The 23,126-nt window shown below is 62.1% G+C and carries 20 protein-coding genes and 1 pseudogene; 17 read left to right on the top strand and 4 right to left on the bottom strand.

All coding sequences use genetic code 11. The features are described 5' to 3' along the window. Positions 1-14: 14 nt before the first annotated feature. From EJ997_RS05725 to EJ997_RS05705, 5 genes and pseudogenes are all read left to right on the top strand, one after another. A pseudogene (locus EJ997_RS05725) lies at positions 15-999 on the top strand (malate dehydrogenase). 209 nt (positions 1,000-1,208) lie between these two features. Further along, positions 1,209-1,457, top strand: a complete 249-nt coding sequence (locus EJ997_RS05720; protein ID WP_126703712.1) for a hypothetical protein — start codon at positions 1,209-1,211, stop codon at positions 1,455-1,457. Between the two features lie 483 nt (positions 1,458-1,940). Further along, positions 1,941-2,954, top strand: a complete 1,014-nt coding sequence (locus EJ997_RS05715; RefSeq protein ID WP_206501853.1) for a FecCD family ABC transporter permease — start codon at positions 1,941-1,943, stop codon at positions 2,952-2,954. Continuing rightward, positions 2,951-3,790: an ABC transporter ATP-binding protein gene (locus EJ997_RS05710; protein ID WP_126703711.1), complete on the top strand. Its 840-nt coding sequence runs from the start codon at positions 2,951-2,953 to the stop codon at positions 3,788-3,790. The genes EJ997_RS05715 and EJ997_RS05710 overlap by 4 nt, the downstream gene beginning before the upstream one ends. Before the next feature lie 75 nt (positions 3,791-3,865). Continuing rightward, entirely contained in the window at positions 3,866-4,945 is a 1,080-nt protein-coding gene (locus tag EJ997_RS05705) for an ABC transporter substrate-binding protein (RefSeq protein WP_126703710.1), read from the top strand. Between the two features lie 119 nt (positions 4,946-5,064). On the opposite strand, the gene EJ997_RS05700 is transcribed toward EJ997_RS05705, so the two are convergent. Next, positions 5,065-5,862, bottom strand: a complete 798-nt coding sequence (locus EJ997_RS05700) for an ABC transporter ATP-binding protein (protein WP_228201602.1) — start codon at positions 5,860-5,862, stop codon at positions 5,065-5,067. A gap of 302 nt (positions 5,863-6,164) precedes the next feature. Next, positions 6,165-7,007, bottom strand: coding sequence for a formyltetrahydrofolate deformylase (gene purU / locus EJ997_RS05695; RefSeq protein ID WP_228201601.1), 843 nt, complete (start codon positions 7,005-7,007; stop codon positions 6,165-6,167). A gap of 117 nt (positions 7,008-7,124) precedes the next feature. Here purU and glyA point away from each other — a divergent pair, with 117 nt between their 5' ends. The 12 genes from glyA to EJ997_RS05635 all read left to right on the top strand — a co-directional run bounded on the left by glyA (position 7,125) and on the right by EJ997_RS05635 (position 20,442). Then, entirely contained in the window at positions 7,125-8,393 is a 1,269-nt protein-coding gene (gene glyA / locus EJ997_RS05690; protein ID WP_126703708.1) for a serine hydroxymethyltransferase, read from the top strand. 1 nt (position 8,394) lies between these two features. Beyond that, complete coding sequence (locus EJ997_RS05685; protein ID WP_126703707.1) at positions 8,395-9,270, top strand: bifunctional methylenetetrahydrofolate dehydrogenase/methenyltetrahydrofolate cyclohydrolase; 876 nt, start codon at positions 8,395-8,397, stop codon at positions 9,268-9,270. Beyond that, entirely contained in the window at positions 9,267-10,061 is a 795-nt protein-coding gene (locus tag EJ997_RS05680) for an exodeoxyribonuclease III (RefSeq protein WP_126703706.1), read from the top strand. The genes EJ997_RS05685 and EJ997_RS05680 overlap by 4 nt, the downstream gene beginning before the upstream one ends. A 143-nt stretch (positions 10,062-10,204) precedes the next feature. Continuing rightward, complete coding sequence (locus EJ997_RS05675; protein WP_126703705.1) at positions 10,205-11,410, top strand: YihY/virulence factor BrkB family protein; 1,206 nt, start codon at positions 10,205-10,207, stop codon at positions 11,408-11,410. Beyond that, positions 11,407-12,480 carry a mannose-1-phosphate guanylyltransferase gene (locus EJ997_RS05670; protein ID WP_126703704.1) on the top strand — a complete coding sequence of 358 codons (1,074 nt, stop codon included), beginning with the start codon at positions 11,407-11,409 and terminating at the stop codon, positions 12,478-12,480. The genes EJ997_RS05675 and EJ997_RS05670 overlap by 4 nt, the downstream gene beginning before the upstream one ends. A gap of 269 nt (positions 12,481-12,749) precedes the next feature. Continuing rightward, positions 12,750-13,967, top strand: a complete 1,218-nt coding sequence (locus EJ997_RS05665) for a BMP family lipoprotein (protein ID WP_228201600.1) — start codon at positions 12,750-12,752, stop codon at positions 13,965-13,967. Between the two features lie 126 nt (positions 13,968-14,093). Then, the gene (locus tag EJ997_RS05660; protein WP_126703703.1) at positions 14,094-15,623 is read left to right on the top strand and encodes an ABC transporter ATP-binding protein; all 1,530 of its coding nucleotides are present in this window, start codon (positions 14,094-14,096) and stop codon (positions 15,621-15,623) included. Continuing rightward, positions 15,620-16,780: an ABC transporter permease gene (locus EJ997_RS05655; RefSeq protein ID WP_228201599.1), complete on the top strand. Its 1,161-nt coding sequence runs from the start codon at positions 15,620-15,622 to the stop codon at positions 16,778-16,780. The genes EJ997_RS05660 and EJ997_RS05655 overlap by 4 nt, the downstream gene beginning before the upstream one ends. After that, complete coding sequence (locus EJ997_RS05650) at positions 16,777-18,069, top strand: ABC transporter permease (RefSeq protein ID WP_407644340.1); 1,293 nt, start codon at positions 16,777-16,779, stop codon at positions 18,067-18,069. Before EJ997_RS05655 ends, EJ997_RS05650 begins: the two co-directional genes overlap by 4 nt. Further along, on the top strand, positions 18,066-18,473 hold the full coding sequence (locus EJ997_RS05645) for a cytidine deaminase (protein WP_126703702.1): 408 nt from the start codon (positions 18,066-18,068) through the stop codon (positions 18,471-18,473). The genes EJ997_RS05650 and EJ997_RS05645 overlap by 4 nt, the downstream gene beginning before the upstream one ends. Then, complete coding sequence (locus EJ997_RS05640) at positions 18,466-19,746, top strand: thymidine phosphorylase (protein WP_126703701.1); 1,281 nt, start codon at positions 18,466-18,468, stop codon at positions 19,744-19,746. The genes EJ997_RS05645 and EJ997_RS05640 overlap by 8 nt, the downstream gene beginning before the upstream one ends. 3 nt (positions 19,747-19,749) lie before the next feature. Further along, positions 19,750-20,442 (top strand): hypothetical protein, encoded by a 693-nt coding sequence (locus tag EJ997_RS05635; protein WP_126703700.1) that lies wholly within the window; start codon positions 19,750-19,752, stop codon positions 20,440-20,442. 165 nt (positions 20,443-20,607) lie between these two features. Here EJ997_RS05635 and EJ997_RS05630 read toward each other — a convergent pair whose 3' ends face one another. Both EJ997_RS05630 and EJ997_RS05625 read right to left on the bottom strand, forming a co-directional pair. Beyond that, positions 20,608-22,272, bottom strand: coding sequence for a phospho-sugar mutase (locus tag EJ997_RS05630; protein WP_126704960.1), 1,665 nt, complete (start codon positions 22,270-22,272; stop codon positions 20,608-20,610). After that, on the bottom strand, positions 22,272-23,081 hold the full coding sequence (locus EJ997_RS05625; protein ID WP_126703699.1) for a purine-nucleoside phosphorylase: 810 nt from the start codon (positions 23,079-23,081) through the stop codon (positions 22,272-22,274). The genes EJ997_RS05630 and EJ997_RS05625 overlap by 1 nt, the downstream gene beginning before the upstream one ends. Positions 23,082-23,126: the final 45 nt, after the last annotated feature.

Raw genomic sequence — 23,126 nt, 5'->3', positions numbered from 1 at the left:
GGAGTTGTAAACACATGACCACGTCTCCCGTAACCGTGACCGTCACCGGCGCTGCCGGCAACATTGGGTACGCGCTGCTGTTCCGTATCGCATCCGGTGGCCTTCTCGGTCCCGATGTTCCGGTTCGCCTCAACCTTCTCGAGATTCCCGCCGCGGTCAAGGCCGCCGAGGGAACGGCAATGGAGCTGAACGACTCGGCCTTCCCCCTGCTTGATTCCGTCAACATTTATGACGATGCGAACCAGGCCTTCGAGGGCGCGAACGTCGGCCTTCTCGTCGGTGCACGCCCCCGCACGAAGGGCATGGAGCGCGCGGACCTGCTCGCGGCCAACGGCGGCATCTTCGGACCCCAGGGCAAGGCAATCAATGACCACGCAGCCGATGACGTCAAGGTTCTCGTTGTTGGTAACCCGGCCAACACGAACGCCTACATCGCCGCCGCATCCGCACCGGACGTTCCCGCGGACCGCTTCAACGCGATGATGAGGCTCGACCACAACCGCGCCATGAGCCAGCTCAAGGAAAAGACCGGCACCGCGATCTCCGACATCAAGAACGTTGTCGTGTGGGGTAACCACTCCGCGGATCAGCACCCGGACGTCTCCTACGCAACGCTCGCAGGCAAGCCCGCCATCGACGCCGTCGACGCTGACTGGCTGAACAGCTACTTCGTCCCGACGGTTGCCAAGCGCGGCGCCGCCATCATCGAAGCACGTGGAGCTTCCTCCGCCGCCTCGGCAGCATCCGCAGCCATCGACCACGTCTACGACTGGGTCAACGGCACCCCGAGGGCGAATGGACGACGGCGGGCGTCGCCTCGCACGGCGAGTACGGCGTCCCGAGGGCCTGATCTTCGGCTTCCCGACCATCGCCAAGAACGGCGAGTGGGAGATCGTCACCGACCTCGAGGTATCGGACGCAACCCGCGCAGGCATCGACCGAAACATCAAGGCCGCCCAGGAAGAGATCGACGCCGTGAAGGAACTCGGCATCCTCTAATCCCGGCCACCGGAGACTCGAGGGCATGATGTCGATATTCCATCGGCGTCATGCCCTCCGGTCATTCTTGAACGCGGCCACTGCTGTACCAGTGCACGTATTGACGACGATGGTCGACTGCAAGGCAGCGTGAGGCGTGGGGCTCACCCGGGTACATTCGGCGCAACAAGAAACAAAACTATTCATAACCACGGCAATAGGATCCGGCTATGGAGCGAAATCTGGAGAATAAGCACCGCGATCTCGCGTGGAGGAAGAATCGAGACATCGGTCTGCTACTTGTATCGATAGCGCTCTTTGCCACCGTTTTCTCTTTTGTCTTCGAGGGAAAAGTCGTTGCCGGCAGCGGTGCAATCATTGTTGCTTTCGGTCTCGCCGGCCTCGTGTTCCTGGGCAGGTCTTTCGGTATGCGGAAAAGAGCGGATAACACTTCTCTCGGAGAAGATGCCGGCGAGTAAACTTTTCCCTCGCGCTCACCGAGTCCCGTGGTAATTATTGCTGAATCGGCCGTCTAGACCATGCGAAACCCGAAGCCATTGCTTGAATTGGTTGTTTTGGATGGTGGCATGCACGAGTGATGGGAACTGAAGCTGCCAGCCAGCCGACCTGCCGCGCGGCGGGCCCTCACTCTTGAGAAGTTCCTGGCGACAATGTCTGCCCGGCTCGTTCATGCATCGTCCTCGTGGACAGGGTGAGCTGCTCGACTAGTTTCCCCCCCCTTTCCCGCGGAGACCCCTGGGGGACCCTTGTCTGCGGGATGAATGACGATTCGATTTTAAGTCTCGATGCCCGTGGGGCGCGGAACACCTCCCGTCGAGAACCCGCACCAGCATCCACCGCTTCGGCTTTCGTCCCTGTCCCAAACGAGTTCTTTCCCGCAAACTTCCCAATCCCCAATCGCTAATATTGCGAACGATTCTCATTATCGGTACTGTGTGGGTGTGCCTCAGACTCTTACCTCTTCGCGTGCGGTAACGCTCGCACTGATGCTGATTCTTCTTGCGGCGGCCGTCATGGCCGCCGTCATGATCGGCCCACTTTCTCTGCCATTCGGTGAAACTCTGCGTGCGCTCTGGGGCATGATCGCGGATCCCGGAGGGGCGCAGGGTGCCGATGCGGTGGTCTCTGCGGTGCGCGTCCCCCGCGTTCTGGTTGCCGTGCTCGTGGGAGCTGGACTTGGCGTCGCTGGCGCTGCGATGCAGGGGGTGTTCCGCAATCCGCTAGCGGAGCCGGGAATTACTGGAGTATCCGCAGGGGCAGCAACCGTCGCCGTTCTACTTATCGTCACCGGCACCGGTTCGCACATTCTTCCGCTCGGTGCGTTCCTCGGATCCCTTGGCGCGGTCGCGATCGTCCAGGCGGTTGGCGTCGTGTCCGGCTCTACGTCTTCGCTCCTCCTGGTCGGCATCGCTCTGAACGCGTTCCTCGGGGCGATAATTTCGGCCACGGTCGCGAATGCGGAGGACGCTGAGGATGCTCGGTCTGCCATGTTCTGGCTGAATGGCAACCTGACCGGACGGACCATGCAGGACGTGGGAATGAGCCTTGCGCCTCTGCTTATCGGTGTCGCCATCGTTCTCCTGTGCTCCCGGGATCTCAACCTGCTGAGCCTCGGGGAGGCAACGGCGGCAACCTCGGGGATGAATGTGGGAAGGACGAAGCACATCATTCTTGCCGGTGCAGCCCTCGCGACCGGTGCGGGTGTCGCTATCACCGGAGTGATCTCCTTCGTTGGCCTCGTCGTGCCCCACGTGGTGCGGCTCATTTGGGGATCGGACCACCGTTTCCTTCTCCCGGCTAGCGCCCTGATAGGAGCAATATTCCTCCTCGTTGCGGACACTGCCGCCCGCATGATCTTCAACCCCATCGTCCTTCAAACGGGAACAGTGACGGCTATCATCGGTGCGCCCTTCCTGCTCTGTCTCGTTCTCGCCCAGGCAAGGAGACAATCATGACCGGCCTTATGCCCGAACAGCAGACGGCGCCGAATACGGCGTCAAGAGAAGCGCGGACGGAGGCGCCAAGCGCCGTGGAGATGACCGAGGTCAGCGCCGGCTATCGACGCAAGAACGTCCTTGACTCCGTTAACGCCTCTTTTGCGCCCGGCCTTATTCACGGGATCATCGGACCTAACGGGGCAGGCAAGTCCACCCTCGTGAAGGCCGCCCTTGGGCTTGTGCCATCGTCTGGCGACATCAGAATCGCGGGGGAGAGGCTGGCATCTCTTTCATCAAAGGAGCGTGCCCGCCTCATGAGCTATCTTCCCCAAGACACTCCTCCCGTTGACTTCACGGGCGAGCAATACGTGCAGATGAGCAGGTATGCGCGGCTTGGGAGATTCTCGTCCCCAACGGCCGAGGATGAGGAGGCCGTTGATGAGGCACTTCGCATGACAGGTGCTAGTGCATGGCGGGACCGCCCAATGAGAAGCACGTCTGGTGGTGAACGCCAACTCACAGCCCTTGCTCGCGCCATTGCACAGGATCCACAGATCCTTATCGTCGATGAGCCGAGTTCGGCCCTGGACATGGGACATGAGATCGACGTCTTCCGACTGTTTAAGCCGTGGATCAAAGAATCGAGTAGCCGCACGATCATCGCGGTGCTACACGACCTCGATATTGCAGCGAGGTTCTGCGACCGGCTCACCCTCGTAGACGGCGGCCGCGTCAAGGCATCAGGACCGCCCGCGGAGATCCTCGTTCCCGACCTGCTGAACGATGCTTACGGCGTGACGGTCGACGTTCGCCGTAGCGAAGCGACGGGGTACCTCACGGTCACCGCGGTCTAACGGGCGGCGCCACGTCGGCGCCGCAGAACATTGACAAACAACGCCCCGCGCTAGGCGGGCTTAAGAAGGAGTACCATGAAAGTACGGATCACCGCGCCCAAAATCATCAGCCTCGCTGCCGTCTCAGCGCTTGCGCTCGCGGCATGTGGGGCAGACACCGAGCAAGAAGACAGCGGTGCAGGCCCAAGCACCATCCAGGTACAAACAGAGGAGCCGGGCGGTGATGTGTCGAGCGGCAATGACGATGCCGTATCGGGGAGTGACGATTCTTCGTCGGATGCTCAGGTTGATGCATCGCCGGGTACGTGGCCGCGCACAGTGGACCTCGGCGATCAGCAGATCGAGATTGCCGAGGAGCCTGCGAGGATCATTGCGGTTTCCGCAGAAACTGCCGATATGGCACTGCGGCTCGCCGGCCCGGAGCGGGTGATTGCCGTTCCAGCATCCAGCCAATCCGAGGCAAGTACGGTTCCCGACCTAGCGTCCCAGGTGGAGCAGGTTCTCCCTCCCGGAACGGATCCGGATCCGGAGCAGATCCTTGCCATGGGACCGGACCTCGTTCTCAACACGACTCGTCACGGAGGCGAAGAGACGGCGGGAGACCAGCTCGAACAGACGGGAGTGCCCGTGCTCAACCTCGACCCATCATCGTTCTCGACACCGGAAGACATTGCCGAGACTCTCGTTCTCCTTGGCGAAGCCCTCGGGGAAGAAGACCTCGCTGCCGAACTCTCGGCTCAGTTCCTTGCCGACATCGAAGAGATTGACGCCGAGGCAACCAACTCCGGGACGCGCTTCCTCGCGCTCATGGCGCGCGGAGATTCGATCATGGCAATGGATGATTCGATCATGCTCCCGGGCATGGCCGTGCGGGCAGGGGCGGTGAATGCGGAGGAGACCATTGGCCTGACGCAGACACGCCCGATCGATGCCGAAATGATTGCCGTTGCCAACCCTGATGTCATCTTTGTGGAGGACTTTCAGGGGATGGGCCTCGAACCGTTTGAAGAGACCCTGAGCAACCCGGCGCTCGCGGATGTTCCCGCGGTCGCGAACGATCGCGTCTACCTCGTTCCCATGTCCGAGGCGTCGGGAACGTCGGGGCTCAATACCGCCGCTGGCTACCGCACGATCGTTGATGCCCTGAACGAATAGTGCCTAACGCCGAATCCTTGGCGACCCTGACTGTCCCGCGGGGCCGGTGGCAGCAGCCCCATTCAGTCTCCTGCCATTCCCGCGGGCACCCAGCATCTTCAGTCAGACCTTCGTTTCCCTTAGCGGGATCGGCGAGCTCCCCAGCGCCCCTCATCCCGCGTTACCCTGATCGGATAGTCGAAGGCCTTCGAAATATTCTCGCTCGTCACGACTTGCTTGACAGGACCAGCGGCTGTCAACGTACCCTGCCGGATCAGGGCCGCATGCGTTGTCGTTGCGGGAAGCTCCTCCAGGTGATGAGTGACAAGCAGAGAAGTGACGTTCGATTCGGCAAGACCATCGAGTGTTTCAAGCAGTCGTTCCCGCGCCGCTAAATCCAATCCCGTCGTTGGCTCGTCAAGCAGGAGGAGCTGGGGATCGCCGGCAAGAGCACGAGCAATAAGAGCCCGGCCACGCTCACCCTGAGAAAGGGTGGGCCATGGTGCCTCGCGGTGGCTATCGAGCCCAATGTCGGTAATGAGCGAGTGGGCTTTTTTAAGATCGGTGTCGGTTGGCTCCCATCTCATTGGAAGCTCGATGGTACCGGTGATTCCCGTCAGGACGACCTCGGTGACCGACGGTGCACCGCGGAGCGGATGCCTGGGATTGACGTGGCCAATGAGGCACCGAATTTCGCGAAGGTCGACTCTGCCAACTCGGTGCCCAAGAATGTCGACTGTCCCGCTCGACGGGTGCGCGAGCCCTCCGCAGAGCGACAGGATGGTGGACTTACCGGCGCCGTTCTCACCGAGCAGCGCCCATCGTTCCCCCGTTCGGACCGTGAAATCGACTCCATCGAGGATCTGAATCCCGTTGCGGCGGAACGTCACCGCGTTCAAGGCAAGAACGGCTTGCCCACCATTGCTCCGATCGATCACGCTAATTCCCTCTCGATGCACGCAATACGTCAGTTGAATCTATACCGGGTGCAGCCGGTCATTTTTCGGTCAGCGAGGACAACAACGTCGCGACCGCGCCCCCGGTGGAAGTCGGCGCGCACACGGGGCTAGCCCTTTTGGTTTTGGTATGGCCGTGTGGGTTACCTCGCCGATGTTTGAAGAGCGGCACTCACTCCTCTTGCAGTCCACTGGAAATGTGGTGGCCCCGCCATGTTGTCCAGGCACTGCCAGTGGTGGGTATCTCGCCGGCTTCCCATTTCGGTCTGGTGCGTCACGGACCTTTACGGGAATACGACGGTGCGCTGTCCATTGCGTAGCACGCGGTCTTCGGCGTGCCACCGGACGGCGCGGGCGAGGACACGGCGTTCGACGTCTTCGCCGATGGCTTGGAGGTCGGGGGCCGACAGGGCGTGGGAAACGCGCTCGACGTCCTGCTCGATGATCGGCCCTTCATCCAGATCCTCGGTCACGTAGTGGGCGGTTGCGCCGATGAGCTTGACGCCGCGGTCGTGGGCCTGCTGGTAGGGGCGGGCGCCCTTGAAGGAGGGCAGGAAGGAGTGGTGGATGTTGATGATCGATCCCGCCATGCGCTTGCACAGCTGCGGTGACAACACCTGCATGTACCTCGCTAGGACGATCAGCTCGGCACCGGTTTCGTCCACGATCTCCATGAGCTGGGCTTCGGCTTCCTCGCGGCGTTCCTTCACGAACGGAATGTGGGTGTAGGGGGCCTCGTAGAAGTCGGCAATGGGGCGGAGCTTGTCGTGGTTGGAGACAACCCGAGCGACCTCGATAGGGAGGCGCCCCATGCGCTGCTCGTAAAGCAGGTCGGTCAAGCAATGCGATGTGGTGGACGCCATGATGATGGTCTTCAGGGGACGGTCCTTCTCGGCGAGCTCAATTCGTCCCTGGAACCGGTCCGCGAGCTCGTCAACGGGCTCCCTCAGGTCGCCGATGGTGCCGGGGATCTCGGCTTCGATGCGGAGGAAGAACTGACCGGTGTCAATGTCGCCGTACTGCTGGGATTCCAGGATGTTGCCGCCAGCGGAGGCAAGGACCCCGGTGACGGAGTGGACGATCCCGGGGCGGTCCGGGCAGGAGAGCGAAAGAACGATTGCAGGCATGGTTGCAAGGGTATCGCCTTCCATGTTTCAGCCGGTGGATTTTTCACGTGCCGGACAGGCTTCCGTCAGATTGACGGGATACGATGGTGCCACCTGTCCAAGACCCTGGAGAAACTAATGGATCTGCTCAACTCATCGATCGCAGAGGTCGACCCCGAAATCGCCGCAGTTCTCGAGAACGAACTGGGCCGTCAGCGCGACACCCTTGAAATGATTGCGTCGGAGAACTTCGTTCCCCGTGCCGTCCTGGAGGCGCAGGGCTCGGTGCTGACCAACAAGTACGCGGAGGGTTACCCGGGTCGCCGCTACTACGGTGGTTGCGAACACGTCGATGTTGCGGAGAACCTCGCGATTGAGCGAGCCAAGGCCGTGTTCGGATGCGAATACGTGAACGTTCAGCCGCACTCCGGTGCCCAGGCGAACGCCGCTATTTACCATGCGCTCGTCACCCCCGGTGACACGGTCATGGGCCTTGAACTCAGCCACGGCGGTCACCTGACCCACGGCATGAAGATCAACTTCTCCGGTAAGAACTACCGCATCGTTTCCTACGGGGTTCAGAAGGAAACCGGCCTGATCGACATGGAAGAGGTGGAGGAGATTGCGCGCCGCGAGCAGCCGAAGCTGATCGTGGCCGGCTGGTCCGCCTACCCCCGCCACCTGGACTTCGCTCGCTTCCGCGAGATCGCCGACGCCGTTGGCGCCTACCTGTGGGTTGACATGGCTCACTTCGCCGGCCTCGTTGCAGCGGGCCTGCACCCGAATCCGATCCCGCACGCCGATGTTGTGACGACCACGATCCACAAGACGATCGGCGGTCCCCGCTCCGGCATGATCCTCGCCCAGACGACCGAGCTGGAAAAGAAGCTGAACTCGGCCGTGTTCCCGGGCCAGCAGGGCGGGCCTCTCATGCATGTCATTGCCGCGAAGGCTGTTGCCATGAAGGTCGCTCAGTCGCCCGAGTTCAAGGAACGCCAGCAGAACACCCTGGACGGTGCACGCATCCTGGCCGAGCGCCTGCTCCAGCAGGACGTTGCGGACGCTGGAATTGCCCTCGTGTCCGGTGGCACCGACGTCCACCTCGTTCTCGTTGACCTGCGCGACTGCGCGCTCGACGGTCAGCAGGCGGAGGACCTCCTCCACGAGGTCGGCATTACCGTCAACCGTAACTCGGTTCCGTTCGATCCCCGTCCGCCAAGGGTCACCTCCGGTCTTCGCATCGGCACCCCGGCTCTCGCCACCCGCGGATTCGGCAAGGCCGAGTTCGAAGAGGTTGCCGACATTATCGCCGAGACCCTGATCGCAGGTAAGGCCGCTGACGTTGCCGCCCTGTCGGCACGCGTCAAGGCACTGACCGACGCCTTCCCGCTGTACCCGGGGCTCTGAGTTGGTAGCCGAAGTACTGGATGGCAAGGCCACCGCACAGACCATTAAGGACGAGCTAGCCGCGCGCGTCGCCGCACTCAAGGAGAAGGGAATCGTTCCGGGCCTCGGCACGGTTCTCGTCGGGGATGATCCCGGCTCCCAGAAGTACGTTGCCGGTAAGCACAAGGACTGCCAGGAAGTCGGAATCAACTCGATCCGCGAAGACCTCCCGGCTTCCGCCTCCCAGGAGGAGATCCTCGGCGCTATCGAGCGCCTTAACGAGGATCCGGCCTGCACCGGCTACATCGTCCAGCTTCCGCTCCCGGACGGCATCGACACGAATCTTGTCCTCGAGTCCGTCGACCCCGACAAGGACGCGGACGGCCTGCACCCGACAAACCTCGGCAGGCTCGCACTGCGCGCTAAGGAGCCGATCACGTCGCCGCTTCCCTGCACGCCCACCGCCGTGATCGAACTGCTCCGCCGCTACGAGATCGACCTCGACGGTAAAGATGTCGCGGTGATCGGCCGCGGCACCACCGTCGGCCGTTCTATCGGGCTCCTGCTGACCCGCCGTTCCATTAACGCCACCGTCACCCTCATGCACACCGGCACGGTTGGCATGGCGGAGAAGGTGGCGATGGCGGACGTGGTCGTTGCCGCGGCCGGCTCGCCCGGCCTGGTCCGTGCCAACTGGCTCAAACCCGGTGCCGTCGTCCTCGATGTTGGAGTTTCCCGCGTTGTCGGGGAGGATGGAAAGGCCCGGATCGTCGGAGACGTCGATCCGCAGGCAAAGGAAGTGGCGGGATGGCTCTCGCCGAACCCAGGGGGAGTGGGCCCGATGACCCGGGCAATGCTCCTCGAAAACGTTGTCACAATGGCAGAAAGCAAGCTTTGAGGGTAACAACCGTAAACGTCAATGGAATCCGTGCCGCCGTCAAAAAGGGCATGCAGGAGTGGGTCACCGAGAACAACCCCGATGTGCTCCTCCTCCAGGAAGTTCGCGCACCTGAAGAACTCGTGGAAGGACTCCTCCCCGGAGACTGGAGCGTCGTCCAGCAGGCCTCCCGTGCGAAGGGGCGCAGCGGCGTCGCCATCGCCGTCCGCCCCCACCTCGATGTCACCGCAGCCCGGATTGGGCTCGAAGGGGACAACGACGTGGACTCGGGACGCTGGGTCGAAGCCGACGTCACCGTCGGATCCCGCACCGTCACCTTCGTCTCCGCCTACCTCTACTCGGGTACGGCAACAAAGCCGGAGGTCATGGCAGCCAAGTACCGTCACCTGGACATGGCGGAGGACCGTCTTGGCCAGATCGAGAACGAACTGCTCATGGCGGGCGACTTCAACGTCGTTCGCGGACCGAAGGACATCAAGAACTTCAAGCCGAACCACAACAAGACGTCCGGCGTTCTTGACCAGGAAATGGCCTACCTCGAGCGGTGGTTCGATACCTACGAGGACGTGCACCGCAACCTCGTCGGCGACGTCCAGGGCCCCTACACCTGGTGGTCCCAGCGCGGCAAGGCATTCGATAACGATGCCGGGTGGCGCATCGACTACCAGATGGCCACGAAGGCGCTCGCGGACACCGCGGTCTCCGCGGAAGTCGGCCGAGCAGGCGACTATGCGAGCCGGTGGTCCGACCACGCACCGCTGACAATCGACTACGACGTGACGGACTTCTAGGGATTCCAACGGGTTGCGGGACTCGGTTCCAGACTGAACAGCATGACGGAGGAGGGGCAGTCACTCGGCTGTCCCTCCTCCGTTTCACGCGTAAAACTGCATCTCAGCACACGCGTCGGCCCTGTTTCGTTTAGGCTGGACGCGTGGCAAATGACAACGACATTTACTATGACGCTCCCTCCACGGTGCCATCGACTAGGCCGATCACCGTGGAGCCGGAGCCTTTCCTGCACAAGATCCAGCACATCCGGCTGCTGAGAGCATTCCAGCGGTACGGGGTGGCCAAGGGTGCGCTCCTATCCGGTGGTATTGCCTACTCGGCTATCTTCTCCATCGCGGCCGCCCTCACGATCTCCATCACGGCTTTCATGGCCGTGCTGGGTTCCAATGAGGAGCTACGGAACACCGTCTTTAACGGCATCAACGACGCCATGCCGGGAATCCTCCAGACCGAAGACGATCCCAGCGGACTCATATCCCCCGATTCGCTGGTGATGGAAACTGCCCTGAATCCGGCCTCGATCATCGCCATGGGTGTCCTGCTCTGGACCGCGCTGTCGGTCATGAACGCCCTCAAGGTCTCGATCCGGGCCATGTTCGGCATCTCGAAGCTACCCGAGAACTTCATTGTCCTGAAGGCCCGCGACCTGCTCGCCTTCCTCGGTCTTGCTCTCGGCGTTCTTCTCGGTTCCGTTCTGACATCCGTGGCGGGCACCCTGGCGGACACCATCCTCGACTTCATTGGCATCGAAGGAAGCTTTGCCCAGTGGGCGATCAGGATCGGTTCGCTTTTCGTCGCTTTCCTCGTTGACCTTGTTGTCATCATGCTGCTCTTCCGCTTCACGGCCGGTGCCCGGCCGCCCCGGAAGGACCTGTTCATGGGAGCGGCCCTCGGTGCGCTCGGCACATCCGTTGTTCGCTTCCTCGGTACATCCGTTATTGGCTCCGTCTCAGACAATCCGGTGCTTGCCCCGTTTGCTGCGATCGCAACGCTCCTCCTGTGGATCAACTTCGTTACCCGTATCGTTCTCATCGCCGCGGCGTTCACCGCCAACCCGCCGGCACCCATGAAGATCACGGTTCCCGAATCCATCCACGCACATGACACCCCGAACTTCGTGACCCTGTCCGTTCCGGAGACAACGAGGTGGACCCATGAGCCGTTCACCGGCGTTGTCGTTCCTGATATGACGAAGGACCCCGAGTTCTCCGACCGGCTGCGAAAGAACCTGCCAGAATGGGACGGTCGCAAGGGTAAGAAGAGTTCGAAGAAGATCGAGAAGCTCGAGCTGAAGCTTGCCCAGGCGAAAATGGATCACCGGCTTGAGAGCGAAAAGGCAAAGAGATGACGTTTGTTGCGATTGTTCCCGCAGGCGGTGCCGGAACGAGGCTGTGGCCCCTGTCGAGGCGCAGCCACCCGAAGTTCCTCATTGACATGACGGGTGTGGGACGCACCCTCATCCAAGCCACCTCCGACCGGCTGGAAGGCCTCGCGGATGACCTCATTGTCGTGACCGGCAAAGACCATGCGAAGGCGGTTGCCGAGCAACTGGATCTCTCCGAAGACGCCCTCGTCATCGAACCCTCGCCGCGGGGCACCATGCCGGCCATTGGCCTGGTTGCCGCCATCGTTGAAAAGCGGTACGGCCCCGATGCCGTGGTTGGCTCCTTCGCCGCCGACCACCTGATCTCCGACACCGGAGCATTCCAACAGGCGGTGCGCACGGCCATCGACTCCGCAAAGACCGGCAAGGTCGTCACCATCGGCATCACCCCCACCTCGCCCGACACGGGCTTCGGCTACATTCACGTCGGCGAGGAAACGACTGTCAAGGGCGCGTACGCCGTTGCCGAGTTCATGGAGAAGCCGGACCTTCCGCGCGCCGTCGAATATGTCGAATCCGGTACCTTCCTCTGGAACGCCGGCATGTTTGTCTCCAGGGTGGGTGTTCTGCTCGATTCTCTTGCGCAGTTCAAGCCGGAGCTTGCCGCCGGCCTGCGAGCCATCGCAGCCGAGTGGGACGGCCCGGGACGGGCCGAGGCCCTCACCGGATGGGATGACCTGGAAGACTCGGTTATCGACCGCGCCATTGCCGAGCCCCTGGCAGAAATTGGGGGAGTGACGACGGTGCCGGTCTCGATGGGCTGGTCCGATATCGGCGGTTATGCCTCGCTGTCCGAACACCTGGATAACTCTGCCGAGCAGGTGTCCTCCGGCGGCTCCGCCCAGCCCGTTGTCCTATCGGGATCCGACGGTGCCGTCGTTTACTCTCATGACCGGCCGATTGTGATCCACGGGATCCCCGAGGCTGTTGTGGTCGATACTGGTGATGTTCTGCTCGTGACAACCAAGGAACAGTCGGCGGGACTTGGGGGCGTGGTTGCCTCCCTTGGTGACGACCTGAACAGACTTCGATAAATTCGACCGCGGTCACCACCAAAAAACATGCCCGGACTGCTGGGAGGGTGGGGCCACGCGGTGTGACAAAAATTCGAAGCCGGTGAACACCGCGCAAACTAATCTGTCAAAACACTGCCGTATTGACGAAAAGTGTGGGACTATTTAAACCCGTTATCAAACTTTGATGACTATTTTGCCCTTCTGTGTACGTTAACGGCACGTTAACGAGTATGCTATTGGTGAAATCCGTGCCGCACGGGCGCGGACCTATGAAATAGGAGTAACGCGTGAAGAAATCCACGTCATTTATGGCACTTGCTGGTGTCGCTGCTCTTGTCCTTGCCGGCTGTGCCGACGATGCCGCCGATGAGACGACGGATTCGACCGAGGACACGGTAGAGACCACTGACTCGGAGGACACCGAGGACACCGATACCGATACCGAGGATACCGACACCGAGGATACGGATACCGAAGACACCGATGGTGAGGGCACCGAGGACGGCGACGGCGCCGGCCGTGACTACGCCTCCATCGACGCTTCCGAATACACCGCTTGCATCGTCTCTGACGCAGGCGGCTGGGACGACAAGTCCTTCAACGAGTCGGCATTCAACGGCCTCATGGAAGCTGAGGAGCTCATGGGTGTCCAGACCTCGACCGCCGAGTCGTCGTCCGACACTGACTTCGCTCCGAACGTGAACGCCATGGTTGCCGAGGGCTGTGACCTCGTCATCGGTGTTGGCTTCCTTCTGGAAGAGGCAACGAGCGGCGCTGCTCAGGAGAACCCGGACGTTTCGTTCGCTCTCGTTGACTCCCCCTTCGAGACCCCGTCCGACAACGCTCGTGCGCTTCTCTTCAACACCGCCGAGGCTGCTTACCTCGCAGGCTACGCGGCTGCAGGCATGACCGAGACCGGCGTTGTCGCCACCTTCGGTGGTCTGCCGATCCCGTCCGTCCAAATCTTCATGGACGGTTTCGTTGACGGCGTCGCCGCCTACAACGAGGCATACCCGGACGCTAACGTTCAGGTTCTGGGCTGGGACAAGGAGTCCCAGACCGGTTCCTTCTCGAACTCGTTCGATGATCAGGCACAGGGTCAGCAGCTCGCCAACAACTTCATCAACCAGGGTGCCGACATCATCATGCCGGTCGCCGGTCCGGTTGGCCTCGGCGCTGCCGCTGCCGCTCAGACCGCTGGCGACGTCTACATCATCGGTGTTGACTCCGACTGGTACGAGTCCGCTCCCGAGTTCTCGTCGATCATCCTGACCTCGGTCCTCAAGGACATCGACGTTTCGGTCCTCGACGCAATTGCCGATGTGGCAACCGACGAGTTCGACAGCGAAGCCTACGTTGGCACGCTTGAGAACGGCGGCGTGAACATCGCTCCGTTCCACGACTTCGAGTCCGACGTTCCCGCCGAGCTCGTATCCGAAATTGATGCGCTCCGCGAGCAGATCATCTCGGGTGAACTCGTTGTAGAGACCCCGAACGCACCGTAATATTCGGTCATCCGGCGGGCCTAGGATCATGCCCCACATGGTTCTAGGCCCGCCCTTTTTCGCCACGTCCAGCAAATCCGTTATCATCAATCGGCCGCTGGAACACAGAGAAAGGCAACAGCCAAGGTGAAGCTTGAGCTTGTCGGGATCACAAAGAAGTTTGGATCCCTTATCGCCAATGACCATATCGACCTTGTCGTTGAACCCGGACAGATCCATGCGCTCCTCGGAGAGAATGGTGCGGGCAAGTCGACTCTTATGAACGTTTTGTACGGGCTGTACGACCCCGATGAAGGGGAGATCCGTATCGACGGGAAGCCCGTGACCTTTAAAGGCCCGGGTGACGCCGTCGCGGCCGGCATTGGCATGGTCCACCAGCACTTCATGCTCGTCCCCGTGTTTACCGTTGCCGAGTCCGTCGCACTCGGCTACGAACCAACCGTCCCCGGCATTGGGCTCATCAAGACGAAGGAAGCCCACCAGATCGTCAAGGACGTATCGAAGCGCTTCGGCTTCGACCTTGACCCGAAAGCCAAGATCGAGGATCTGCCTGTTGGTGCCCAGCAGCGCGTTGAAATCGTCAAGGCTCTGTCCCGCAAGGCCCAGATCCTGATCCTCGATGAGCCCACCGCCGTGCTCACACCCGCCGAAACCGATGAGCTCATGGAGATCATGAAGGAACTCGCGGCAGCCGGCACGTCAATCGTTTTCATCACCCACAAGCTTCGCGAGGTCCGCGCCGTGGCCGACAAGATCACGGTGATTCGCCGTGGCAAGGTTGTTGGCGAAGCATCTCCCGATTCCTCCGAGGCAGAGCTGGCGAACATGATGGTGGGCCGCTCCGTCATGCTCAAGGTGGACAAGACCGAGCCCGAGCCGGCTCCCAACGTTGTTTCGGTCAAGAACCTGTCGTACGTCAACGATGACCTCGTGACAGTGGTTGACCGCGTCAATCTCGACATCCAGAAGGGCGAAATCCTCGGCATCGCCGGCGTTCAAGGAAACGGTCAAACCGAGCTCGCCGAGATCCTCCTCGGGCTGCGTGCCCCCACGAGGGGCGACATCCTGCTCGACGGTAAATCGATCGTGAAGCACCCTGTCCGCAAGCGGGTCGACGAGGGACTGGGGTACATCCCGGAGGACCGCATGAGGGACGGAATGGTCCAGCCTTTCTCGGTTGCCGAGAACCTGGTCCTCAACCAGTACCGTTCCGAACGGTTCTCCCGCGGCCCATCTCTGAAGCTCAAGGAAATCCACGAGAACGCGGAGACGCTCCGCGACGAGTTTGATATTCGACTGACGAACGTTTCCGACCCGATCACGACACTGTCGGGCGGTAACCAGCAGAAGGTCATCGTGGCGCGCGAAATGTCGCGCAAGCTCACGCTTCTTGTCGCATCCCAGCCGACCCGCGGTGTCGATGTTGGCTCCATCGAGTTCATTCACAACCGCATCGTCCAGGAACGAGACACCGGAACCGCCGTTGTTCTCATCTCCTCGGAGCTGGACGAGATTCAGTCCCTGTCCGACCGCATCGCGGTCATGTACCGAGGCCGGGTCGTCGGCATCGTTCCCGCACACACGCCCAACGCTGTCCTCGGCCTCATGATGGCCGGAGTTCCCATGGAGGAAGCCATGCAGAAGGAGGACCGGTGAGCACATCGACAGACACGTCGACGCCCCTGTCGCTCAAGGTGAGAGCGGCTCTTCACGTAGCCGTCCGTTCCAACTGGATCATTTCGGTTGTCGCGGTCATCATTGCCTTTATTGTCGGTGCGTTCTTTATCTGGATCGCCGATGCGTCGATTATCGACACGTACTGGAGGCTGTTCAAGGGCTCGATCTTCGACCCCGATCAGGACACCTTTGCCAGGCAGATCCGGCCCCTGACGAACACGTTTAAGGACGCCGCGCCGCTGATCCTCGCGGGCCTCGGCCTGGGCCTGGGCTTCCGGGCCGGCCTGTTCAACATCGGTGGTCAGGGCCAGATCATTCTGGGCGCTATTGCCGCCACCTACCTGGGCTTCACCCTGGACCTGCCCTACGGCGCCCACCTTCTCGTCGCTGTCGTTGGCGCGGTTATCGTCGCCGGTATCTGGGGTGGCTTCGTTGGTCTGCTCAAGGCAAAAACGGGTGCGAACGAGGTGATCGTGACGATCATGCTGAACTCGATCGCCGGTTTCCTCATGCTCTACGTCTTGAACCAGGACGTGTTCCAGGGCCCGAACAACAACCAGCCGAAGTCGCAGGCGGTTGCCGATGAGTCACGCCTGCCGATGATTCTGCCGGGCGACTTCTCGCTCCACGCGGGCATTATCCTCGCGATCCTGGCAACGTGGTTCGTCTGGTGGCTTCTGGAGCGTTCGAAGTTCGGCTTCGAGCTGCGCGCCGTTGGCGCGAACGCCCACGCCTCCGAAACTGCTGGCATGTCGACCGCGAAGGTCATCACGATGACCATGTTTACCTCCGCGGCCCTTTGTGGCTTGGCGGGTGCGAACCAGGTCCTCGGCACCCTCGGTAGCCTCACGCAGGGCGCGGCGGGTTCGATCGGCTTTGACGCCATCACCGTGGCTCTCCTTGGTCGCAACAAGCCCGTGGGTATCTTCGGCGCCGGTCTGCTCTTCGGTGCGTTTAAGGCGGGCTCGCCCCGCATGCAGGGCGCGGGTGTTCCCGTCGACATGATCCTGATCCTTCAGTCCGTTATTGTCCTGCTGATCGCAGCTCCTCCGCTGATCCGCTGGATTTTCCGTTTCCCGAAGCCTGACGGCGTCGGCTACCGCGAGTTCATTACTCTTCAGCAGGAGGCAAAGTGACCATCGACGTCGACCGCCAAGAGGCACTGCCCGCGGAAAATGAACATAGCGTTCAGGCTCCCATCTCCTGGAAGCTCCCGATTCTCTATGTCCTCGCGACACTGCTGGGCGTCTATTTCGCTATGAACGCTCACGGCGTTGCCGAGTTCGTGTGGAAAGACATCCGCCCCTCGAGGGACAGCGGAAACCTGCTTGTGTACGCGGGACAGACCTGCTGGATTCTTACGGGAATCGTGGCCGCGGCAACAATCTACTCGGTTGTTCGTGCCGTCCAGCGAAAGAAGCAGCCGCTGTGGCTGGGCCTGCTTGTCCTCCTGCCCCTGATTCTTGCCTTCCTCACCTTCTCCGGTGGCGGATCCGGCAGATTCATCACGATCGCCGGCCTGTTCGCCGCCACGATCACCGCAGCGGTACCGTTGATCTACGGATCGATGGCGGGCGTTGTGTGTGAGCGCGTTGGTGTTGTCAACATTGCGATCGAGGGTCAGCTCCTCGTCGGTGCCTTCACCGGCATTGTCTTCGCTTCCATGTTCGGAAGCTCCTGGTGGGGCCTGCTCGGAGCACCGCTTGCCGGAGCATTTGTCGGACTTCTCCTCGCGCTCTTCTCCGTGAAGTACGCCGTGGACCAGATCATTGTTGGCGTCGTCCTGAACGTGCTCTGCCTCGGCATTACGTCCTTCCTTCTCGGAACGGTTGTGAAGGATACGCCGGAGTGGAACTCGATCTCGTACTCGCTTCCCGTCTACGAGATCCCGTTGCTGGCAGACATTCCGTTCATCGGACCCGTCTTCTTCCGCCACACGATCATCGTGTACGTCCTCTACTTCCTCCTCATCTTCCTCACCATGATGCTGTTCCGGTCCCGCTGGGGCCTGCGCATGAGGTCCGTTGGTGAGCACCCGAAGGCAGCGGACACGGTGGGCATTAACGTCAACCGCACGAGGACGCTCAACACGATCCTCGGATCGTCGCTCGCCGGTCTCGGTGGCGCCGCCTTCACGATTGGCGCGAACGCCGTGTTCACGGAGAACATGTCGGCTGGCAACGGCTACATTGCCCTTGCCGCCATGATCCTTGGCAAGTGGCATCCGATCGGCGCCATGGGAGCGGCTCTCATGTTCGGTTTCGCTTCCGCGATCGTCGACTTCCTGCCGCTCGTCGCCACGAACCCGATCGACCCGAACCTGCTCGCCATGATCCCGTACATTGTCACGATCCTCGCGGTCGCCGGCTTCGTCGGTAAGTCGCGTGCACCCGCCGCAGAGAACATTCCGTACATCAAGTCATGACGGATTGGAACGCCCTGCGTCAGGCCGCTATCGACGCCATGAACATGGCCTACGTGCCCTATTCCGGGTTCCCGGTTGGAGCCGCATGCCTGTCCACCGACGGACGCATCTTCTCCGGATGTAACGTCGAGAACGCCGGATATGGGGTGACCCTCTGCGCCGAATGCGGAATGGTCTCCGACCTCGTGCGCGAGGGCGGCGGTAAGATCACCGCCTTTCTGTGCGTGAACGGCAATGGTGATCTCACGATCCCGTGCGGACGCTGCCGACAGCTCCTCTGGGAGCACGGCACCCCGGACACCGAGGTTAACCTGCCCCGGGGCATTATGCCCCTATCAGAGGTCTTGCCCTACGGCTTTGGGCCAAACGACCTCGACAAGGTAGAGAGGAAAACGAATGACTGAAGCATTCGACGCCGTCGACATTATCCGGACGAAGCGGGACCGCGAGGTCCTCTCCACGGACCAGATCAACTGGGTGATCGACGCCTACACCCGCGGCGTTGTTGCAGAGGAGCAGATGTCGGCACTTGCCATGGCGATCTTCCTCAACGGCATGAACCAAGATGAGATCTCCACCTGGACCCAGGCGATGATCAACTCGGGTGAAACTATGGACTTCTCCTCGCTGTCCAAACCCACGACCGACAAGCACTCGACCGGGGGAGTGGGAGACAAGATCACCCTGCCGCTTGCACCGCTCGTCGCTTCGTACGGCGTAGCCGTCCCGCAGCTCTCCGGCCGCGGCCTCGGCCACACCGGAGGCACCCTCGACAAGCTCGAAGCCATCCCCGGATGGCGGGCGAACCTGACGAACGACGAGATCCTTCGCCAGCTCGACACCGTTGGCGCAGTGATCTGCGCCGCGGGAAGCGGGCTTGCACCGGCCGATAAGAAGCTCTACGCCCTGCGCGACATCACCTCCACCGTCGAAGCCATCCCGCTTATTGCGTCGTCGATCATGTCAAAGAAGATCGCAGAAGGAACCGACTCCCTCATCCTTGACGTCAAGGTCGGCTCCGGTGCCTTCATGAAGGACCTTGAGCAGGCCCGCGAACTGGCTCGCACGATGGTGCGGATCGGCAAGGCCGCGGGCACCCACACGGTGGCTCTCCTGACCGACATGTCCGTCCCGCTGGGACGGAAGATCGGCAACGCCCTCGAGGTGGAGGAGTCCGTCGAGGTACTGGCAGGCGGCGGCCCCGATGATGTCGTGGAGCTGACCGTGGCACTCGCTCGCGAAATGCTTCTCGCCACCGGCATCGATACCGACCCGTCCGAGAACCTGGAGAACGGCAAGGCAATGGATTCCTGGAAGGAGCTCATTCGGGCACAGCACGGCGACCCGGATGCTGAGCTCCCCACCTCCAAGCACACGGAAACGGTAGTTGCCGAATCCGACGGCGTCATTTCCGAACTCGACGCTCTCAAGGTTGGGGTGGCCTCCTGGAAGCTCGGCGCGGGCCGTGCCCGCAAGGAGGACCAGGTGCAGGCCGGCGCCGGCATCACGATCCACGCCCATCTCGGCGAAGCCGTCAAGGCTGGCGATCCGATCCTTACCTTCCACACGGACGATGAGCCGCGTTTCGAGAAGGCACGCGAGGCCCTCGAGGGTGGCATCAAGATCAGTACCGTTGCTCCGACCCGGGAGTCCGTGCTGCTCGATAGGATCGGCTGATCCATGGCCGGGCTTCATGTGGGCAGGATCGTCGCTAAACTCCAGCGGCCGATCCACACTCGGATGAGCCCGCACCCGCCTGCTGATCCGATCGACCCGGTTCCCGTGGTCCTGGGCTCCACACTGGTCACCCAGGTCAATGAAACGACGTGCGGTGCCGCGGTTCTCCTCATGCTGGAAGCAACGGGAGACCCGGCACTCGCACGCACCCTGGAAGAAGACCCGGACCGGATTCGTTCCTACCAGCTGGAGATCCACGAGCGGATCACGAAGGATGCGGTGGGTCCCATTGACTGGCCGAAGCGTTTCGGAAGCCCTCCGTGGACATTGGCACGGGAAGCCCGATTCCCCGGCGTCACCTACAAGGCTCACGCGCTCGACGACAGCACGGAGCAGGGTCGTGCCATCCTCCAGTCCGTCTGGAATGCGAACGCTACAGGCATCCCCGTGCCGCTGTACACGGGTGGCAACTCCCGGCTGGGCCTGGATACCGCAATCCCGCGCCACGTGGTTCTCGCGGTGCCGCCAGCAAAGCAGACTCGCACGAGCAACATGAGGATCTACGAGCCGTCCTCCGGCATGCTCTACGACGTGCCTTTCGAGGATCTTCTCAACCGCAAAACCAAGCACCGTGCCCTCGGCAACTGGACGCACGTCGTGTGGGCGGTCCTGCCCGAGCCTACCGGCACGGAGTAAGCGAAACGCCTGAAGGCAACCCTGGCTTCCGGTAGAAGTAACACACCAGATCAAGGTTGACCCACGCTGAACGTGAGTTCGGTAGCCGTCATGAGAACTTAGCTAAGCAGACACATGACCCGGCCAGATTGGCCGGGTCATGTGTTTAGCTAGTCTTGCCAGCCCTTACGGCAGGGTGAGGGCCTTGCTCATGTCCGCCTGGAGTTGGGCCATGCGTGAGGAGGCGGCTGCTCGGGAGGAGTCGAGGCTCTGGGTGACGGGCTCGATAACCTCGAGATAGCACTTGACCTTCGGCTCGGTGCCCGAGGGACGGACGACCGCGCGGTCGCCCAACTCGTTGAGGATCACGATTGCGTCGGTCGGTGGGAGGGCCTGCGAGCCCTCCGAAAGGTCCTCGACGCTTGCCACGGGGGAGCCAGCGAGTTGGGTGGGCGGATTGGCCCTCAGGTGCGCCATCGTGGCCGGCATAAGCGACAGGTCGTCCACGCGGATCGTTACCGGTGCCGTGAGGTAGACGCCGTGGGTTTCCGCCAGGTGGTCGAGCTGCTCGCCGATCGTCTTGTTCTTCGAGCGGAGCTGAGCGGCCACGTGTGCCAGGAGAAGGCCGGCGGTGATGCCGTCCTTGTCGCGTACACCGTCCGGGTCGACACAGAAGCCGATCGCTTCCTCGTAACCGAAAATTAGCTGGGGAACGCGTGCAATCCACTTGAAGCCCGTGAGGGTGGAGACGTGGGTGAGGCCGTGACGGCCCGCGATCTCCTTGAGAAGACGCGAGGAAACGATTGAGGAGGCGAGGGTGCCGCCGGTGATGGCACCGATCTTTGCGATCTGGTCACCGAGAATGGAACCGATCTCGTCACCGTTGAGCTGCCGCCATCCGTTCGGGGTGGGGATCGCCGCCGAGCATCGATCGGCGTCCGGGTCGTTTGCGATCACGAGATCAGCCTTGAGGGATGCTGCCTTGCTGAGTGCAAGATCGAGAGCTCCGGGCTCTTCCGGGTTGGGGAAGGCCACGGTGGGGAAGCCCGGATCGGGCTGGGCCTGCTCCGCAACCTCGGTGACGTTCGTGAAGCCCGCGCGGGCCAGAACTTCCTTCATCGTCTCGCCACCAACGCCGTGCATGGAAGTCAGCACGATCTTGAGGTCCGAGAAGTTCTGGTGGGGGACCAGCGAGGCGGCGCGCTCGAGGTAGGCCTCGATAACGTCCTCGCCGATCTCCGTCCACCCCGTCGTGGCCAGGGGGATCTCGTCAGCATCGGAGGTGGCTGCGATCTTCTCGGCGATTTTCGCGTCGTAGGGTGGGACGATCTGAACGCCCTGAGCACCCTCGGACACTGCTCGGCCACCGAGGTACACCTTGTAGCCGTTGTCCCTGGGCGGGTTGTGGGAGGCGGTGACCATGACGCCAGCATCGGCGTTCAGGTGGCGGACGGCCCACGCCAGCAGGGGTGTGGGAACGTGGTGCGGGTAGATCATGGCGCGGGCGCCCGCGGCCGTGGCAACGGCGGCGGTGTCGAGCGCGAAGTCCTTCGAGTTGTGGCGAGCATCGTAGCCGATAACGAGGAGAGCGTCGCGGCCCACTTCTTCCTGGAGGAAGTCGACGAGACCGGCGGCGGCCTTGCGAACCACCGCACGGTTCATGCGGTGGGGTCCCCCCGCCATCTCGCCCCGCAGGCCCGCGGTGCCGAATTCGAGGGGGCCGGAGAAGCGATCATCCAGTTCGGCCTGAGCGCCCGCGTCACCGTTGGCGGCCTGTTCCTTGAGCTGGGTGAGCTCGGCCCGGGTTTTGGGATCGGGGTCGTGGGCGATCCAGGAGTCGATATCGATCATCATGCGCTCATTTCCTTAACGATGTCGGCAAGCAGGGTAGCGAGGCGAGGTCCGGCCTCGGCGCCTGCCTGGAGAACTTCCTCGTGGGACAGCGGGGCGGGAGCAAAGCCCGCGGCCTGGTTTGTGACCAGCGAGATCCCGAGAACCTCAAGACCGGCTTCGCGGGCCGCAATCGTTTCGAGAGTGGTGGACATGCCGACGAGATCGGCGCCGAGCAGGCGCGCCATCTTGACCTCGGCCGGGGTCTCGTAGTGAGGGCCGGGGAACTGTGCGTAGACCCCCTCGGGCAGGTTCGGATCAACCCGGTGGGCGATCTCCCTGAGCCGGGGACTGTAGGCATCCGTCAGGTCCACAAAGTTTGCGCCGACAATGGGGGAGGTGCCGGTGAGGTTGAGATGGTCCTTCAAGAGGACCGCGGTGCCCGGTCCCCATTCGGGAACGGTGGAGCCACATCCGTTGGTCAAGATCAGGGCCTTCGCTCCGAGCTTCGCGGAGGTGCGTACACCGTGGGCGACGGCCGCGACGCCAAGTCCCTCGTAGAGGTGCGTGCGGGCGCCCAAAATCAGTGCGTGGGCGCCCGAGGCAAGCTTGCGTACGGTGAGGGTCCCGCCATGCCCCACAACAGCGGAGGCAGTAAAACCGGGAACGTCTTCGGCCGGGAGGGTGACAACGGCGTCACCGAGGAGGTCTTCCGCGCCCTTCCATCCGGATCCGAGGACAAGGGCAATGTCGATAGCTTCGATTCCAGCGGCGGCTGCAATGTATTCGGCCGCGCTCGAAGCGAGCGTGTAGGGGTCCTGTGTGGTCATAGCACTACGGTACATTCTCGTGACCGATTTGCATGACCCATTCTG

Origin of the sequence: Flaviflexus ciconiae (assembly GCF_003971195.1) — a bacterium.
GTDB classification, from domain to species: domain Bacteria; phylum Actinomycetota; class Actinomycetes; order Actinomycetales; family Actinomycetaceae; genus Flaviflexus; species Flaviflexus ciconiae.
Note: the sequence above shows the minus strand (reverse complement) of the source record. Positions and strands in the feature narration are given on the sequence as shown.

Excerpts from the sequence above, each read along its gene's own strand:
- EJ997_RS05720 (WP_126703712.1), top strand. The coding sequence starts at position 1,209 with ATGGAGCGAAATCTGGAGAATAAGCACCGCGATCTCGCGTGGAGGAAG.
- EJ997_RS05710 (WP_126703711.1), top strand. The coding sequence starts at position 2,951 with ATGACCGGCCTTATGCCCGAACAGCAGACGGCGCCGAATACGGCGTCA.
- EJ997_RS05705 (WP_126703710.1), top strand. The coding sequence starts at position 3,866 with ATGAAAGTACGGATCACCGCGCCCAAAATCATCAGCCTCGCTGCCGTC.
- purU (WP_228201601.1), bottom strand. The coding sequence starts at position 7,007 with ATGCCTGCAATCGTTCTTTCGCTCTCCTGCCCGGACCGCCCCGGGATC.
- glyA (WP_126703708.1), top strand. The coding sequence starts at position 7,125 with ATGGATCTGCTCAACTCATCGATCGCAGAGGTCGACCCCGAAATCGCC.
- EJ997_RS05670 (WP_126703704.1), top strand. The coding sequence starts at position 11,407 with ATGACGTTTGTTGCGATTGTTCCCGCAGGCGGTGCCGGAACGAGGCTG.
- EJ997_RS05645 (WP_126703702.1), top strand. The coding sequence starts at position 18,066 with ATGACGGATTGGAACGCCCTGCGTCAGGCCGCTATCGACGCCATGAAC.
- EJ997_RS05640 (WP_126703701.1), top strand. The coding sequence starts at position 18,466 with ATGACTGAAGCATTCGACGCCGTCGACATTATCCGGACGAAGCGGGAC.
- EJ997_RS05635 (WP_126703700.1), top strand. The coding sequence starts at position 19,750 with ATGGCCGGGCTTCATGTGGGCAGGATCGTCGCTAAACTCCAGCGGCCG.
- EJ997_RS05630 (WP_126704960.1), bottom strand. The coding sequence starts at position 22,272 with ATGATCGATATCGACTCCTGGATCGCCCACGACCCCGATCCCAAAACC.
- EJ997_RS05625 (WP_126703699.1), bottom strand. The coding sequence starts at position 23,081 with ATGACCACACAGGACCCCTACACGCTCGCTTCGAGCGCGGCCGAATAC.